This is a genomic window from Bradyrhizobium altum, from assembly GCF_020889705.1.
Lineage (GTDB): Bacteria > Pseudomonadota > Alphaproteobacteria > Rhizobiales > Xanthobacteraceae > Bradyrhizobium > Bradyrhizobium altum.
Map to the genome: position 1 here is coordinate 1 of NZ_JACMYP010000217.1, position 15,224 is coordinate 15,224.

Annotated in this window: 17 protein-coding genes and 1 pseudogene; 9 read left to right on the top strand and 9 right to left on the bottom strand. The window is 64.3% G+C overall.

All coding sequences use genetic code 11. The features are described 5' to 3' along the window. From H8B02_RS35625 to H8B02_RS35655, 7 genes and pseudogenes are all read left to right on the top strand, one after another. Positions 1 to 359, top strand: a pseudogene (locus H8B02_RS35625) (hypothetical protein); the annotation flags it as partial. A gap of 46 nt (positions 360 to 405) precedes the next feature. After that, a complete protein-coding gene (locus tag H8B02_RS35630; protein ID WP_229170520.1) occupies positions 406 to 690 on the top strand; it encodes an RNA-binding S4 domain-containing protein in 285 nt (94 codons plus the stop codon). A gap of 195 nt (positions 691 to 885) precedes the next feature. After that, the gene (fdxA, locus tag H8B02_RS35635) at positions 886 to 1,224 is read left to right on the top strand and encodes a ferredoxin FdxA (protein WP_092120017.1); all 339 of its coding nucleotides are present in this window, start codon (positions 886 to 888) and stop codon (positions 1,222 to 1,224) included. A 431-nt stretch (positions 1,225 to 1,655) separates the two neighbouring features. Further along, the gene (locus H8B02_RS35640; protein WP_376711753.1) at positions 1,656 to 2,450 is read left to right on the top strand and encodes a CarD family transcriptional regulator; all 795 of its coding nucleotides are present in this window, start codon (positions 1,656 to 1,658) and stop codon (positions 2,448 to 2,450) included. A gap of 188 nt (positions 2,451 to 2,638) precedes the next feature. After that, positions 2,639 to 3,874 carry an MFS transporter gene (locus tag H8B02_RS35645; protein ID WP_229170522.1) on the top strand — a complete coding sequence of 412 codons (1,236 nt, stop codon included), beginning with the start codon at positions 2,639 to 2,641 and terminating at the stop codon, positions 3,872 to 3,874. A gap of 135 nt (positions 3,875 to 4,009) precedes the next feature. Then, entirely contained in the window at positions 4,010 to 4,570 is a 561-nt protein-coding gene (locus H8B02_RS35650; protein ID WP_229170523.1) for a hypothetical protein, read from the top strand. 418 nt (positions 4,571 to 4,988) lie between these two features. Next, positions 4,989 to 5,132 carry a hypothetical protein gene (locus H8B02_RS35655; RefSeq protein WP_229170524.1) on the top strand — a complete coding sequence of 48 codons (144 nt, stop codon included), beginning with the start codon at positions 4,989 to 4,991 and terminating at the stop codon, positions 5,130 to 5,132. Here the strand turns inward: H8B02_RS35655 and H8B02_RS35660 are convergent. After that, positions 5,113 to 5,580 (bottom strand): hypothetical protein, encoded by a 468-nt coding sequence (locus H8B02_RS35660; protein ID WP_229170525.1) that lies wholly within the window; start codon positions 5,578 to 5,580, stop codon positions 5,113 to 5,115. The genes H8B02_RS35655 and H8B02_RS35660 overlap by 20 nt on opposite strands. Positions 5,581 to 5,735: 155 nt before the next feature. Between H8B02_RS35660 and H8B02_RS35665 the strand changes: the two genes are divergently transcribed. Continuing rightward, positions 5,736 to 6,209 (top strand): nuclear transport factor 2 family protein, encoded by a 474-nt coding sequence (locus H8B02_RS35665; RefSeq protein ID WP_229170526.1) that lies wholly within the window; start codon positions 5,736 to 5,738, stop codon positions 6,207 to 6,209. A 71-nt stretch (positions 6,210 to 6,280) separates the two neighbouring features. On the opposite strand, the gene H8B02_RS35670 is transcribed toward H8B02_RS35665, so the two are convergent. The 7 genes from H8B02_RS35670 to cyoA are packed head-to-tail and all read right to left on the bottom strand — an operon-like array spanning position 6,281 to position 13,189. After that, positions 6,281 to 6,817, bottom strand: coding sequence for a response regulator transcription factor (locus H8B02_RS35670; RefSeq protein ID WP_229170527.1), 537 nt, complete (start codon positions 6,815 to 6,817; stop codon positions 6,281 to 6,283). After that, positions 6,807 to 8,132: an ATP-binding protein gene (locus H8B02_RS35675; RefSeq protein ID WP_376711754.1), complete on the bottom strand. Its 1,326-nt coding sequence runs from the start codon at positions 8,130 to 8,132 to the stop codon at positions 6,807 to 6,809. Before H8B02_RS35675 ends, H8B02_RS35670 begins: the two co-directional genes overlap by 11 nt. Before the next feature lie 28 nt (positions 8,133 to 8,160). Then, complete coding sequence (locus H8B02_RS35680; RefSeq protein ID WP_229170534.1) at positions 8,161 to 8,991, bottom strand: SURF1 family protein; 831 nt, start codon at positions 8,989 to 8,991, stop codon at positions 8,161 to 8,163. Between the two features lie 2 nt (positions 8,992 to 8,993). Beyond that, entirely contained in the window at positions 8,994 to 9,386 is a 393-nt protein-coding gene (cyoD, locus tag H8B02_RS35685; protein ID WP_229170529.1) for a cytochrome o ubiquinol oxidase subunit IV, read from the bottom strand. Next, positions 9,383 to 10,012 carry a cytochrome o ubiquinol oxidase subunit III gene (cyoC, locus tag H8B02_RS35690; RefSeq protein WP_229170530.1) on the bottom strand — a complete coding sequence of 210 codons (630 nt, stop codon included), beginning with the start codon at positions 10,010 to 10,012 and terminating at the stop codon, positions 9,383 to 9,385. Before cyoC ends, cyoD begins: the two co-directional genes overlap by 4 nt. After that, entirely contained in the window at positions 10,009 to 12,012 is a 2,004-nt protein-coding gene (cyoB, locus tag H8B02_RS35695; RefSeq protein WP_229170531.1) for a cytochrome o ubiquinol oxidase subunit I, read from the bottom strand. The genes cyoC and cyoB overlap by 4 nt, the downstream gene beginning before the upstream one ends. 10 nt (positions 12,013 to 12,022) lie before the next feature. Then, positions 12,023 to 13,189 carry a ubiquinol oxidase subunit II gene (gene cyoA, locus H8B02_RS35700; RefSeq protein WP_229170532.1) on the bottom strand — a complete coding sequence of 389 codons (1,167 nt, stop codon included), beginning with the start codon at positions 13,187 to 13,189 and terminating at the stop codon, positions 12,023 to 12,025. 246 nt (positions 13,190 to 13,435) lie between these two features. Between cyoA and H8B02_RS35705 the strand changes: the two genes are divergently transcribed. Beyond that, complete coding sequence (locus tag H8B02_RS35705) at positions 13,436 to 14,728, top strand: MFS transporter (protein ID WP_092119979.1); 1,293 nt, start codon at positions 13,436 to 13,438, stop codon at positions 14,726 to 14,728. A gap of 123 nt (positions 14,729 to 14,851) precedes the next feature. Here the strand turns inward: H8B02_RS35705 and H8B02_RS35710 are convergent. After that, on the bottom strand, positions 14,852 to 15,224 hold a 373-nt coding region (locus H8B02_RS35710), incomplete at its 5' end, for a transporter (protein WP_229170533.1).

Sequence of the window (15,224 nt, forward strand, 5' to 3'; positions counted from 1 at the left end):
CAGGATTTCCGCGTTCCGCGCCCAGCCGCGCCCGCTGACGGCTCTGTGCCGGCCGCTGCCGCGCCTGCCGATGGCGCGCCGCGCGAGGACAAGGGCCAGCGCCGCGAGCGTTTCGAGGGCAAGGGTCGCGATGAGCGTCGCCGCGACAACAAGTTCGGCGGCGGCGATCGTAAGGGCGGTGATCGTGACCGCGCGGCCGCGATTTCGGCAAGGGCGGCCGCGACAAGCGCGAGGGCGGCCCGTCGCATCGGCCCTACGCGTCGAGCGCGCCGCGCGAGCGCGACCGTCCGATCGATCCGAACTCGCCGTTCGCCAAGCTCGCTGCCCTGAAAGAGCAGCTCGCCGGCCGGAAGGAATAATCCAACCCTTGGTGGCTAGTTCTTGGTCTAGTTCTTGGTCTGACGCTTGGACAGACAGCGGCTCGACAAATGGCTGTGGCACGCGCGCCTGGTGAAGGCCCGCACCAGCGCGGCTGAACTCGTCGCATCGGGTCATGTTCGTATCAACGGCACGCGCGAGAAATCGCCGGGCCATGCCGTGAAGGCGGGTGACGTCGTCACCGTCGCGCTCGACAACAGCGTCCGCGTGCTGAAGGTCATGGGCTTTGCCGAGCGGCGCGGCGATGCCAGTTCGGCGCGCGTGCTGTACCAGGATTTGCAGGCCGGCAATTTGCAAGCCGGCAAGGAGTAGTTATCTAGCGCTTGCTATCTCAATTGAGCATGATCCGGAAAAGTGGGGTCCGGTTTTCCGATCAGGATCATGCTCCCAATAAAATCGGTGGCAGGGGCGTGAGAATACTGGCGTTTTTCGAGGCCGGCTTCCCTTGCGGCCCCGGTATTCCTGCGCTACGCAACCCCAGAAAAATCGATCGTTCCGGAGTTTTGGATGACCTACGTCGTCACTGAAGCCTGCATCAAGTGCAAATATACCGACTGCGTCGAGGTCTGCCCCGTCGATTGCTTCTACGAGGGTGAGAACATGCTGGTCATCCATCCCGACGAATGCATCGATTGCGGCGTGTGCGAGCCGGAATGCCCGGCTGACGCCATCAAGCCGGACACCGAGCCGGGGCTGGAGAAGTGGCTCGAGGTCAACACCGAATATGCCAAGAGCTGGCCGAACATCACCCAGAAGAAGGACTCGCCCGAGGACGCCAAGGAGTGGGAAGGCAAGGAAGGCAAGTTCGAGAAATATTTTTCTCCGAATCCGGGCAGCGGCGACTGATTCGCTAACGTTCGCAAGCAGCCGTCGGGACTACCCCGATAAGGGCGGGCCTGGGCCCGCTGCGGCCCTCCGTTCGGCCGCCGATTTAACCCTAATGACGGACATATGACCTGAGGATGCCCTGTTATGCCCGGAATCGGGCGTAAACCATTGATTTTTGCGGAAAATGTGCTATATCTGCACCATTACAGGCCAAGAACCCCCTGCCATGCGTACCTTGTGGCTTCGAGGTTCCCGCAAACATCGAACAGGGGCGTGGCAGTTTCCGCGCGCAGGCTGTGTCACAGAAAACGCGTAAAAAGAGTGCTTCAAAGACGACAAAGAAAGCCGCTGTCGTTGCTCGCAGCGCAACCAAGGGCCGTGCCAAGGCGCCCGTGAAGGGCGCCAAGAAGGCGGCGGCTGCAAAGTCCTCAAAGAACAAAAGAAGCGTGATGCCAGAAAAGACTGCCAAGACTGCCGCGAAAGCGGCAGCTGCGAAGCCCGCTGCTGCGAAGGTCGCCCCGAAAACTGCTGCTGCCGCGCCGAAGCCGGCCGCCCCGAAGGCTGCCATCCCCGCCGCTGCTCCGAAGGTTGCCGTCAAGCCGGCCGCCGCACCGCGCGTCGAGGAGCCGAAGAAGGTCGTGACCCAGCGTCAGGGCTTCAAGGCCAATGAATTCGTCGTCTATCCCGCTCACGGTGTCGGCCAGATCCTGGCGATCGAGGAGCAGGAGATCGCGGGCGCCAAGCTCGAGCTGTTCGTGATCAATTTCATGAAGGACAAGATGACGCTGCGCGTCCCGACGGCGAAGGTCGCCAATGTCGGCATGCGCAAGCTGTCGGAGCCGGCGCTGGTCAAGAAGGCGCTGGAAACGCTGAAGGGCCGCGCCCGCGTCAAGCGCACCATGTGGTCGCGCCGCGCCCAGGAATACGAAGCGAAGATCAATTCGGGCGACATCGTCGCGATCGCCGAGGTGGTCCGCGACCTCTATCGTTCGGAATCGCAGCCCGAGCAGTCCTACTCTGAACGCCAGCTCTATGAAGCGGCGCTCGACCGCCTGTCGCGCGAGATCGCTGTCGTGCAGCACTCGACCGAGACCGAGGCGATCAAGGAGATCGAAGGCCAGCTCGCCAAGAGCCCGCGCCGCGGCGCCAAGGCTGAAGCCGAGGGTGAAGGTGAGGGCGATGCCGACGGTGAGGATGCCGATACCGACGGCGACGATACCGCCGTCGAAGACGAAGCCGCCTAAGCAGCGCGCAGGATTTCGAAGAGCCCGGTCGCAAGACCGGGCTTTTTGTTTTCGTGGACACACCGTCGCGGCGGCAACGCGGTCTTGCATGCGGGCCTTGCCGCAATCGCCCCTTGGCTGATCGCCGCGACTCATGACCTGCTGCGCCGCGCCGGCGGCGAGATCGCGGAGCCGGCGAGGGGCGCGGCATGCTTGCAGGACGGTCGCTGGGGCGCGGTTACGACTGGCTGTGGACCGCGTTCGCGGTCTCGACCTTCGGCACCTGGATCGCCTTCGACGCCTTCCCGCTGCTTGCGATCCTCGTGCTGCATGCAAGACCGGAGGCGGTCTCGGCGCTTGCTGCCGTGGGGCTGCTGGCCGGGGCCGCGGTGGCGGTGCCGCTCGGGCCCTGGATCGAATTCCGCCGCAAGCGGCCGGTGATGATCGCGATGGATTTGATCCGCTTTGCCGCGACGATCAGCGTTCCCATCGCGTTCGTGCTGGGACGGTTGACCTTCGTCCAGCTCGTCGTCGTCGCCGTCATCATGGCCGCCGCGGACGCCGCGTTCCGTGCGGCGAGCGGCGCCTATCTGAAGGCGCTGGTCAAACCGGACGATCTAGTGATCGCGAACGGGCGGCTCGAAGCCACGACCTGGACCGCGACCGCGATCGGGCCGCCGCTTGGCGGCGCGGCAATCGGAATGTTCGGCCCGGTGGTGACCGTGGTCGCCAACGCGCTCAGCTTTCTGCTCTCGGCGCTGGCCATCCGGCGGATCGGCGGAGGCGAGCCAGTGCCCGCTCAGCGCCAGGCCCAGGGGTTTCGCGCGGCCGAACTGATCGAGGGATGGCGGGCGATCCTCGCGCATCCGGTGCTCCGCCTGCTGTTCTTCAACACCGTGCTGGTCAATGGCCTGATCATGGCGACGGCGCCGCTGCTCGCGGTGCTGATGCTGCGCGATCTCGGCTTTGCGCCGTGGCAGTACGGGCTCGCATTCGGGGCGCCCTGTATCGGCGGCCTGATCGGCGCGCGGCTCGCGCCTTCGCTCGCCGCGCGCTTCGGGCAGCGCAATGTGTTGCTCGCGGCCGGTACGCTGCGTGCGTGCTGGTCGCTCGGCCTCGCCTTCATGCCGAACGGTGCGGCGGGCATCGCCGTCGTCTTTGCGCTTCAGTTCGGTCTCGTCACCTGCGCCGGCATCTTCAATCCGGTGTTTGCGGCCTATCGTCTGGCCCGGATCGAGATGGAGCGGACCGCGCGGGTGCTCTCGGCCTGGACCATCACCAGCAGCGCAACCATCGCGGTGCTGACCGCGCTCTGGGGCGTGCTGGCGGGCTTCGCCGGTGTCCGGACAGCGGTCGCGCTCAGTGGACTACTGTTGCTGACGACGCCGTTATTGCTGCCGCGCCGGGCGCTGAGAGCGTGGCAAGGGGTAGGCTCTCGATCGTGATCTTCAGCCGAGGAGGTTGATGTTCCGAGCTGTCCGCACCGCCAGCCTCTCGGAGGAGGGCACTCATTGCCGAGTTATCCCGAAACGGAACGCCGGTATCTTTCGCGCGTTCGCTCGTCATCGGAGGAGAGCGGCATGACATCAAAGACAGTCATTTTTTTCGCTGGCGTCGGAACAACCTTCATGATTCTCGGTGCTGGTTTCGGTGGTGGACTACTCATGGCCAATTCGGCGCTCAGGGATACTGCCAACGTTCAGACGCGCGTCTCTTCGCCAGCACCTGCGGAACCAGCACGCGTTGTCCTGCCATCGACAGCAGAAGTCGCGCAGGCGCCGCAACCTGCCACCCAGCCGGAGCCCGCCACGCAAGAAGCTACCCCGCCTCCGCAGCCGCAGGTACACCCGGAGCCAGTCAAGGTTGTGCAAGCGCCCGTCGAGAGGCAGGCGGATGCGGTGGACGCGAGGAAATCTGAAGTTGAAGAAAGGGAACGGCGTAAGCGGTACGCTGAACGCAAAGCGAAGCGCATTGCGTCCGAGCAGGCGAGGCGTCAACAGCGGCGCATCGAGCAGAGCGAACAACGCCGCGAAGTTCCGGTGCTCCTGGAGCAGGCAGAGCGCCGCGAAGTGCCGATTATGGCATCCGAAGGCGATGCCTCCCCGCCTCGTCCGTTCGCGCATTTCTTCGGGGATGATTGAGTGCATTGCGCGGCAACACGCTCCCTTAGAGGAGCCGAGGAACGGTCAGCGATTTTCGAACGTTAGTACCATCCATTGGTCTGGCCTCGATAATGGACGTCGGAGTGCCGCGTCTAGCTTGCTACGACCTGTTCAGACACCGTGGACTGCGTTCCAGTGGCTATGCCTGAGGGATGTACATGGCTAACGAAGACTCCATTGCTTCCAGTGCTACCCCTGAACAGCGCATAGCGCGGGCGTCAGAGGCGATCCGTCAGATGGCTGAGCACGATGTTGAGCCATTGCTGCAACAAGATCGGTGGTTGCATCACTTGAGTGAAGTGACCAAGGCGGCTCCCCTTCAATCACTTGCCGTTGCGTTCTTGCTAGGGGTCTTCCTGGCTCGGCGGTAGCCCTGGACGTTTGGACGATCCCAGCAGTGCACTATTGCCGTCTTGAGCTGCTTTGCGGCGTGCTGGCGAGCTTCGCCGGCGCTCGTGCTGCGGTCGCGCTGAGCGGCCTGCTTCTGCTGGCGACGCCGCTGCTGCTGCCGCGCCGTGTGCTCAATACGAGCGCTGCTTGATGCCCCAGCGGCCGTTCTCTGATGTCACGATCCACAGATTGCGGTGACGGCTGGCAATCGATCCGTCGGCGCGGTCACGGCTGTATTCGACCAGCAGGTGCACCTTGCGCGGACTGACCAGCACCGGCTCCTTGCGCTGATAGGTGCTCTTCGCCCATCCCGTGGTGCGCGCCAGATCGTCAAAGAACGACGCCGGCAGCTGGCCCGGCCGGTCCCAGATCACGAGCTGTTCGCCGGACAGGATGACATGCGGGAAGTGCAGCAGTGCGTCCATGCCGGCGAGATCGCGGGCATTGAACCTTTCGGTGAAATCGTCGATGCAGCGGATCGCCGCCGCGATCATGGTCGCGTCGTCGAGGCTATCCGCCTGCGGCTGGAACAGGTTGTCGGCATTGCCCATGCTGTCGCTATACACCGGCACCGGAGTGAGCGGCAACGGCGTGCGCACGCGGCTCTCCAATCGTAGCCCGGATGAAGTGAAGCCTCTTGATCGCGGTGAGGGCGCGGACCTCCGGGCACTGAACGGCTGAAAGCCACGTAAGCAATCCTGACCAGAATCGTGCTGTGTTGTTTCACGGATGACGACGGCGATCGGAGCGCGGCATGCTATGCTGGCTGCCCGGCCGCTATTTGATCGACATTAAGGTGACCCATCAATTTGCAGCGAGGAGAAATCCGATGACATCCAATGTTGAGGCAACCAGGAAGGGTTATGAGGCGTTTCAACGCGGCGACATTCCGGCGCTCATGAGAGATCTGATCGATGACGACTGCACGTGGATAACGCCAGGTCCCCAGGATAAATTGCCTTGGGCCGGGACCTTTAGAGGAAAGCAGCAGATTGCAAACTTCTTCGTCCAGGTCGGCGAGAATCTGGAATTCAGCGAGTTTGCACCGCGTGAGATGATTGAGCAGGGCGACACTGTCGTGGTCTTGGGTACGCTCACGGCGCGGGCAAAGAGAACAGGGAAGACCGTCAAGAACGAATGGGCCCATGTTTTCAAGTACCGCGCAGGAAAGGCGGTCTATTTTCAGGAGTACATTGACACTGCGGCGGATGTCGCCGCGATGTCGTAACGGAGCAGGAGGCGGCCGGCTGAATCAGGCGCGCATTCGCGTGTCTCGCCGGCGTCATCCGCCTCTTCCTGCTACTTCACCCGCTGCTTCTCCAGCTTGCGCGCCAGGGTCCGGCGGTGCATGCCGAGCCGGCGCGCGGCTTCGGAGATGTTGAAATCGGTCTCCATCAGGGTCTGGTGAATGCGCTCCCATTCCAGCGTCTTGATCGAGGTCGGCCGCGCGCCGACCTCGATGGCGGCGTTGCCTTGCGCCTTAAGGAACGCGGCTTCGATGTCGTCGGTGTTCGACGGCTTGGCCAGATAGTGGCAGGCGCCGAGCTTGATCGCCTCCACCGCGGTCGCGATGCTGGCAAACCCGGTCAGCACCACGATCAGCATATCCGGGTCATGCGCGTGCAGCGCTTCGACGCAGGCAAGGCCCGATGCGCCGCCGGCGAGCTTCAGGTCGACGACGGCATAGCCGGGCGATTGCTGCTCGAGCAGCTGGCGGACCTCGTCGAGCGAGGCCGATACGGCGACGCCGTAGCCGCGGCGCTCGAACGAGCGCTTCAGTGTGCGGGCAAAGCCTGCATCGTCCTCGACGATCAGGAGCTGGCGTTCATCCGTCAAGATGGTCTCCGATCGCGAGCGTCGAGAGCGGCAGCTCGAGCCTGACCGCGGCGCCGATGTCCGGCCGGTTGCGCGCCGTCACCACGCCGCCCAGCTTGCGCACGACATTGACGACCAGGAACAGGCCGAGGCCGCTGCCGGAGCTGCCCTTGGTGGACTGATACGGCTTTCCGACATGCGCCAGCATCTCGCGCGAGAAGCCCGGACCGCGATCGGTCACCGACAGCACAAGCTTGTCGGCATTGCGTTCGGCCATCAGCTCGATCCAGTCACGCGAGACCTCGGCGGCATTGTCGAGCACGTTGAAGATCGCCTGCTTGAGCGCGATGTCGGAGACGATCGCCAGATCGGCGCCGAAGGCGTTGCGGAAATACAGCGTCGCCGACGGCCGCGTCGTCCGCCATTCCTCCACCAGCGCCGTCAGGAACGCCGCGACCGTGGTCGGCGAGGAGCCTTCGCCGCGGGCTTCGCCGGCCGACAGCAGGATGCCGGTCACGATCGACTTGCAGCGCTGCACCGAGATTTCCATCTCGCCGAGGTCCTGCGACAGCTCGGGATCGGAGGCGAGCGCCGGCATCCGGCGCCAGTCGCCCAGGATGACCGAGAGCGAGGCGAGCGGCGTGCCGAGCTCATGCGCGGCGCCTGAGGCCAGAAGGCCCATCTGCACGATGTGGTCCTGCTCGGCCGCGTGCTGGCGCAGCGCCGCGAGGCGGAGGTCGCGGTCGCGCAGGTTGCGGTTGATCCGGGTCATGAACACCACGAGCAGCACGGCATCGAGCACGAGCCCGATGAACGTGCCGGCGATATAGAGATTGAAGGCCTCGGCAAAGCCCTGCGGCAGCTCCAGCGGCCGGTAGTAGCTGGTCAGCCAGGCGAAGTTCATGCAGACCAGCGCCACCAGCGACCAGGTCGAGGGCGCATCGAGCAGCACCGCGCCGAGCGTCACCTGCAGCAGATAGAGCGACGTGAAGGGATTGGTGGCGCCGCCGCTGAGATAGAGCAGGGCGGTCAACGCCGCAACGTCGAGCGCCAGCGCGACCAGGAGCTCGCGGTTGTTGATGTCGGCGCGGTAGCGCAGCCACAGCAGGCTGACGAGGTTGAGCGCCACAAGCCCGAAGATCACGGCGGCCATCGGCAGCAGCGGCAGCGCGACGCCCATCCAGAACTGCACGAAGCCGATGGTGGCGATCTGCCCGATCACGGCGATCCAGCGCAGCTGGACCAGCAGGGCCATGTTCTTGCGATTGGTCGCGAGGTCGGCGGGCGCTGAGAGGTCGAATGGCATGCCGGCGGCTGCGTTCACGGCGGACGGCATCACGGCGGTGCCGGTCGTGGCGTTTTCGTCATGCAGATCCGATGTGCGCTCGAGCATCTGGGCCTGTGTCGCGAGACAGATTGCGGGCTGCGCCGATCAGGCGGCGCACGGCGGCGCGCCTTGAGCCCCACCTTGGATCGGAGGCGCCGGCGCGGCCCCTGCCGCTGATGACGCGCAGGAGCGCGCCGGCCAGCATAAAGGCCAGCGCGAACCATGTCAGCGCGTAAATCAGGTGGTTGTTCGGAAACCGCACGATCGTGAGCCCGCCGACGGGATAGCCGCCCGGATTGGGCGTCGCATCGGCGTCGATGAAGAATGGCGCTACCTGCGACAACCCGTGCAATGCGGCGATCGCGGCGACGTCGCGCGAATACCAGCGGCCCGCCGCGGGGTCATTGTTGCGCAGGAAACCGCCCTTGGGCTCCGACATCCGCAACAGCCCGGTCACGCTGACCACGCCCTGCGCGACGCCGTCGCGCCGCGTCGCGGGATCGCGCCTGTCCGGCGGAACGAAGCCGCAATTGACCAGCACCGTGGTTCCGTCAGCCATTTGCAGCGGGGTCAGCACCCAGAAACCGGGGCCGTCAGTGGTGACGGCCTGCACCAGCGTCTCGTCCGCGTTGAGGAAGGTGCCGCGCAAGGTGACGCGGCGATATTCGTCGCTCGCGACCGTAACCGTCGGCCATGACGAGGGAGGCGGCGGCGCTGCCGGCGCCGCATGCATGCGCTGTTCGACCCGTTCGATCAGCGCCAGCTTCCAGGTCCTGCGTTCGATCTGCCAGATACCGAGCGCGCTGAGCAGCACCACGCCCAGCATGCCGAGCGTGAGCAGCACAAGCGATGGTCTGGCAGAGCGCATCGTCACGGCATCTGGCTCATGTCGTGGATCGGCATCATGTTGACGTTGAGATGATGCATGACCCACAGCGAGCCGGTCAGAGCGATCACCACCATGATCACGGTGAAGATCATCGCCATCATGGTCCAGCCGTTCTCGGACCGCGTGTTCATGTGCAGAAAGTACACCATGTGCACGACGATCTGCACCGCGGCGAGCACCAGCACGATCAGTGCGGTGACCTGCTTGTCGGTGATGGTGCCGGTCATCACCAGCCAGAACGGCACCGCGGTGAGGACGACGGAAAGGCCGAAGCCGATCAGATAGCTCTTCAGCGAGCCGTGGGCGGCGCCGCCATGGTCATCATGGCCGTGACCGCCGGCATTGGCTTCGAGAGTGCGGGCTTCTGTTGTCATCGCAGCATTCCCAGGAGGTAGACGAAGGTGAAGACGCCGATCCAGACCACGTCGAGGAAGTGCCAGAACATCGAGAGGCACATCAGCCGGCGCCGGTTGGCTTCGGTCAGGCCGAAGCGCGCGGTCTGCACCATCAGCGTCACCAGCCAGACCAGGCCGAAGGTGACGTGCAGGCCGTGGGTGCCGACCAGCGTGAAGAACGACGACAGGAAGGCGCTGCGCTGCGGCGTCGCGCCCTCATGGATCATGTGGGCGAACTCGGTGAGCTCGATGCCGAGGAAGGCGAGGCCGAACAGCCCGGTGATGGCGAGCCAGGCCTGCGTCGCGCCGATCTTCGATTTCTCCATCGTCAGCATGGCAAAGCCATACGTGATCGAGGAGAGCAGCAGCATCGTGGTGTTGAGCGCGACCAGCTTGAGGTCGAACAGGTCCTTCGGCGCGGGGCCGGCGGCATAGTTGCCGCCGAGCACGCCGTAGGTCGCGAACAGCATTGCGAAGATGAGACAGTCGCTCATCAGGTAGATCCAGAAGCCCAGCATGGTGCTGGCGCCTTCCGGATGCGCGTGCTCGTCGATGACGTGGAAGACCGGTTCGGAGCTTTGTGTGGAGACGGTAGCAACGGTCATGTCTGGGCTCCTGCGGCGAGAACGCGCGTCCGCGCGTCTTCAGCCCGCACCACCTCATCCGCCGGGATGTGGAAGTCGCGGTGATAGTTGAAGGTGTGGCCGATCGCGACCGCGAGCAGCGCAACGAAGCTGACGGCAGCGAGCCACCAGATGTACCAGATCAGGGCGAATCCCATCACCGTCGCGAAGGCCGCGAGGATGATGCCGGTGCCGGTGTTGGACGGCATGTGGATCGGCTTGAAGCCGGTGAGTGGGCGCCTGTAGCCGCGGCGCTTCATGTCCCACCAGGCGTCGTTGTCGTAGACGACGGGCGTGAACGCGAAGTTGTAGTCCGGCGGCGGCGACGAGGTGGCCCATTCCAGCGTCCGCGCGTCCCAGGGGTCGCCGGTGGTGTCCTTCAGCTCTTGGCGGCGCAGGATGCTCACCGCGAACTGCACCAGCATCGCGCCGATGCCGAGCAGGATCAGGAAGGCGCCGAAGGCCGCGATGACGAACCAGATCTGCAAGCTGGGATCGTCGAACACGCGGAGCCGGCGGGTTACGCCCATCAGGCCGAGCACGTAGAGCGGCATGAAGGCGAAGTAGAAACCCGAGACCCAGAACCAGAACGACAGCTTGCCCCAGAACGGATCGAGCCTGAAGCCGAACGCCTTCGGGAACCAGTAGTTGATGCCGGCGAACAGGCCGAACAGCACGCCGCCGATGATCACGTTGTGGAAATGCGCGATCAGGAACAGGCTGTTATGCAGCACGAAGTCGGCCGGCGGCACCGCGAGCAGTACGCCGGTCATGCCGCCGATCACGAAGGTCAGCATGAACGCCACCGTCCACATCATCGGCAGCTCGAAGCGGATGCGGCCGCGATACATCGTGAACAGCCAGTTGAACATCTTCGCACCCGTCGGGATCGAGATGATCATGGTGGTGATGCCGAAGAACGAGTTGACGCTGGCGCCGGAGCCCATCGTGAAGAAATGATGCAGCCAGACCAGATAGGACAGGATGGTGATGACGACCGTCGCGTAGACCATCGAGGTGTAGCCGAACAGCCGCTTGCCGGAGAACGTCGCGGTCACCTCCGAGAAGATGCCGAACGCCGGCAGCACCAGGATGTAGACCTCGGGATGGCCCCAGATCCAGATCAGGTTCACGTACATCATCGGGTTGCCGCCGAAGTCGTTCGTGAAGAAGTTGGTGCCGACGTAGCGGTCGAGCGACAGCAGCGCCAGCACCGCGGTGAGGACCGGGAAGGAGGCGACGATCAGGACGTTGGTGCAGAGCGAGGTCCAGGTGAACACCGGCATTTTCATCATCGTCATGCCCGGCGCGCGCAGCTTGACGATGGTGCAGACCAGGTTGATGCCCGATAGCGTCGTGCCGACGCCGGCGACCTGTAGTCCCCATATGTAATAGTCGACGCCGACGTCGGGACTGTAGCCGATGTTGGACAGTGGCGGGTAAGCGAGCCAGCCGGTGCGGGCGAATTCGCCGACGAACAGCGACATCATCACCAGCACGGCGCCGCCGACCGTCATCCAGAAGCTGAAATTGTTGAGGAAGGGGAAGGAGACGTCGCGGGCGCCGATCTGCAGCGGCACCACGTAGTTCATCAGGCCGGTGACCAGCGGCATCGCCACGAAGAAGATCATGATCACGCCGTGGGCGGTGAAGACCTGGTCGTAGTGATGGGCCGGCAGATAGCCGTCAGAGCCGTTGAAGGCGATCGCCTGCTGCAGGCGCATCATCAGCGCGTCCGCGAAGCCGCGCAGCAGCATCACGATGCCGAGGATCATGTACATGATGCCGATGCGCTTGTGGTCCACGGTGGTGAACCATTCGCGCCACAGATAGGTCCAGAGCCGGAAGTAGGTGACGATGGCGAACAGCGTCAGCCCGCCGGTCGCGACCACCGCGAAGGTGCCGACCAGGATCGGCTCGTGCAGCGGCAGCGCGTCCAGATTGAGGCGGCCGAAGATCATCTTGATGAGATCGGGATTCATGCGGCGCTCCTCAGGAGTCTGATTTTGGGCGCTGGCCGAGCAGCAAGGATGTCGATGACGGATGGGCGGGAGAGAACGGCGGGCGCTTCAGCCCGACGCCACGCAGCGGCGTCAGGTCGAGCGGCGCGAGAACGTCGCGCGACGGCGCGTCCTTGATCTCGTCCATCGCGCAGATGCCGGCGACGAAGGTCGGTGAGGCGCCGAGCGGCGCGCCGCGGCGGGCGTATTTGTCGTAAGTGAGCGGCAGCGTGTTGTTGAAGCCTTCGCGCCCCAAGCCGCCCTTGGCATCGATCGCCATCATCTCGCTCATGCACATCTTGCCGGGCTCGACGCACATGTTGAGGATCGCCTTGTAGAGATCGCGATCGACCGAGCGGTAGAGACGGACCGGATCGTTCTGGCTCGGACGCTCGAGCTGCAGATAGTCGGTGCGGCCGAGCATGCTGCCGCTGGCCCTGGCGGTGCCGATCCACTTGTCGAAATCGGCGCTCGAGAGGCTCTTGAATTCGAAGTGCATGCCGGAGAAACCGGCGCCGCTGTAATTGGCGGAGAAGCCTCTGTAAGTGCCTTCCTTGTTGGAGACCGCGTGCAGCTTGGTCTCCATGCCAGGCATCGCGTAGATCTGGCCGGCAAGCGCCGGGATGTAGAACGAGTTCATCACGGAAGACGCCGTGATGCGGAAGCGGATCGGGCGATCGACGGGAGCTGCGAGCTCGTTGACGGCGGCGACGCCGTAGTCCGGGTAGATGAACAGCCATTTCCAGTCGAGCGCGACCACCTCGACATTGAGCGGGGCGTCCTTGCTCTCGATCGGCTTGTCGGCGGCGATGCGGCCGAGCGAGCGGTAGGGATCGAGCAGATGCGTGCCCATCCAGGTCAGCGCACCCAGGCAAATGATGATCAGAAGCGGTGCCGACCAGATCACGAGCTCGAGCTGGGTGGAGTGATCCCACTCCGGCTCATAGGGGGCTGCGGTATTGGATTGGCGGTAGCGCCAGGCGAAGAAGATGGTCAGCGCCATCACCGGAAGCACGATGATGAGCATCAGGACGGTGGAGATCACGACGAGGTCGCGCTGCTGGACGGCGACGTCGCCGGCAGGGGTCAGGACGACGAAATCGCACCCGCCAAGGAGCGCCGCGAACGGCAATAAGGCCAATAATTTCAAGGCGCGCACGGCTCACCCCACTTGAATTTTATGAGTTCCGACAAGGGGTAGCTGCGATGCAGCAAGGTTGACATTGGACAATTTGTCCAATGTTGCATTGCGGGATAGGAGGTCAGAAGGTGAGGTGGACCGCGTGGCAAAGGCTGCCCGTGGCCTCATCTCTAGTCTGAGCATGATCTGTTCGGAAAACCGGTTTCCACTTTTCCGGATCAGGCTCCAAAGGACGGTTCTCCGGCGATGGCACAGGCCCCAGCAATGGCTCACGGCACCCCGACCGCGTCAGGTCACGGGCAGGCGAAACCTGGCGAAATCGCCATCGGCGTCATCATCGGGCGCACGTCGGAATTCTTCGACTTCTTCGTCTACGCGATCGCCTCGGTGATCGTGTTTCCGAAGTTGGTGTTCCCGTTCGTCAATGAACTGACCGGCACGCTCTATTCATTCGGGATCTTCGCGCTGGCATTTGCCGCGCGGCCGCTCGGCACCGTCATCTTCATGGCGGTCGATCGCCGCCACGGCAAGGGCGCCAAGCTCGTCATCGCGCTGTTCCTGCTCGGCACCGCCACGGTCGCGCTCGCCTTCCTGCCCGGCTACGACACGATCGGCGTCGCGGCGATCTGGCTCCTGGCCGCCGCGCGCGTCCTGCAGGGCATTGCCTGGGGCGGCGCGTGGGACGGCCTCGCCTCGCTGCTCGCGATGAACTCGCCGGCGAATCGCCGCGGCTGGTACGCGATGGTGCCGCAGCTCGGCGCGCCGCTCGGGCTGATCGTGGCGAGCGCGCTGTTCGCGTTCTTCGCCGGCAACCTCTCGGCGGACGATTTCTTCGATTGGGGCTGGCGCTATCCGTTCTTCGTCGCTTTCGCCATCAACGTGGTGGCGCTGTTCGCGCGGCTGCGCATGGTGGCGACGGACGAATATTCCGAGCTGTTCGAAAGCCGCGACCTCGAGCCGGCGCGCGTCGGCGAGACCGTGGCGCAGGAGGGCCGCAACATCCTGCTCGGCGCCTTCGCGCCGCTGGCGAGCTTTGCGCTGTTCCATATGGTCACGGTGTTTCCGCTGTCCTGGGTGTTCCTGTTCACCAGGGAAAGCCCGGTGCGCTTCCTGATCATCGAGATGATCGGCGCCATGGTCGGCGTCGTCGCGATCATCGCCTCCGGCATGATCGCCGACCGCGTCGGGCGCAAGCCGCTGCTGCTGGGGTCTGCGGTCGCGATCGCGGTCTATAGTGGCTTTGCCCCGCAGCTGCTCGATGCCGGTGCATTCGGCGAGACGATCTACATGGTGCTCGGCTTCGTGCTGCTCGGCCTGTCGTTCGGCCAGTCGTCCGGAGCGATCGCCTCGAATTTCGCGCGGACCTATCGTTACACCGCCTCGGCGCTGACCTCGGATTTCGCGTGGCTGTTCGGCGCCGGCTTTGCGCCGCTCGCCGCGCTGCTGCTGGCGACGCATTTCGGCCTGATCTCGGCCGGCGCGTATCTGTTGTCGGGCGCGGTGTGGACGCTGCTCGCGCTGTGGCTCAGCGGCCTGCGCGAAGCGGAAGTCAATTAGTCCCGTAGCCTTTCTCCTTCCTCTTGTAGCCCGGATGCAGCGCAGCGAAATCCGGGACCGCTCTCACCGCGAATGGTTCTGCCCCGGATTGCGCTGCGCTCCATCCGGGCTACAGAGCTTCGCTTAGCGAAACAGCCCGTCGACGCGGAACGAATAGCCGAGGCCGACGATGGTGTTCGGCGAATTGCGGTTGAGCCCGAAGGCGACGTGGAGATCGAGCTGCTGGGTCGGTGTAAGCCGGTACATGCCGCCGGAATTGATCAGCTGGATCGGCCGCGCGCCGTCGGGATAGTCGCCGACATATTCGGTGAACACGCTGATCCGCTCGGTCAATTTCTTCTCGATCACGAAGGTCGTTTCCGACATGTGCTGGCCGGTCAGCTCGGCGGGGCGGAAGAATTCCGTGAACATGCCGCTGACGCCCCAGCCGTCATGCAGCTCCCATGACCATGGCAGCTGGATGTAGGGCTGCGCGCCGCGCCCGGCGATGGCGGCC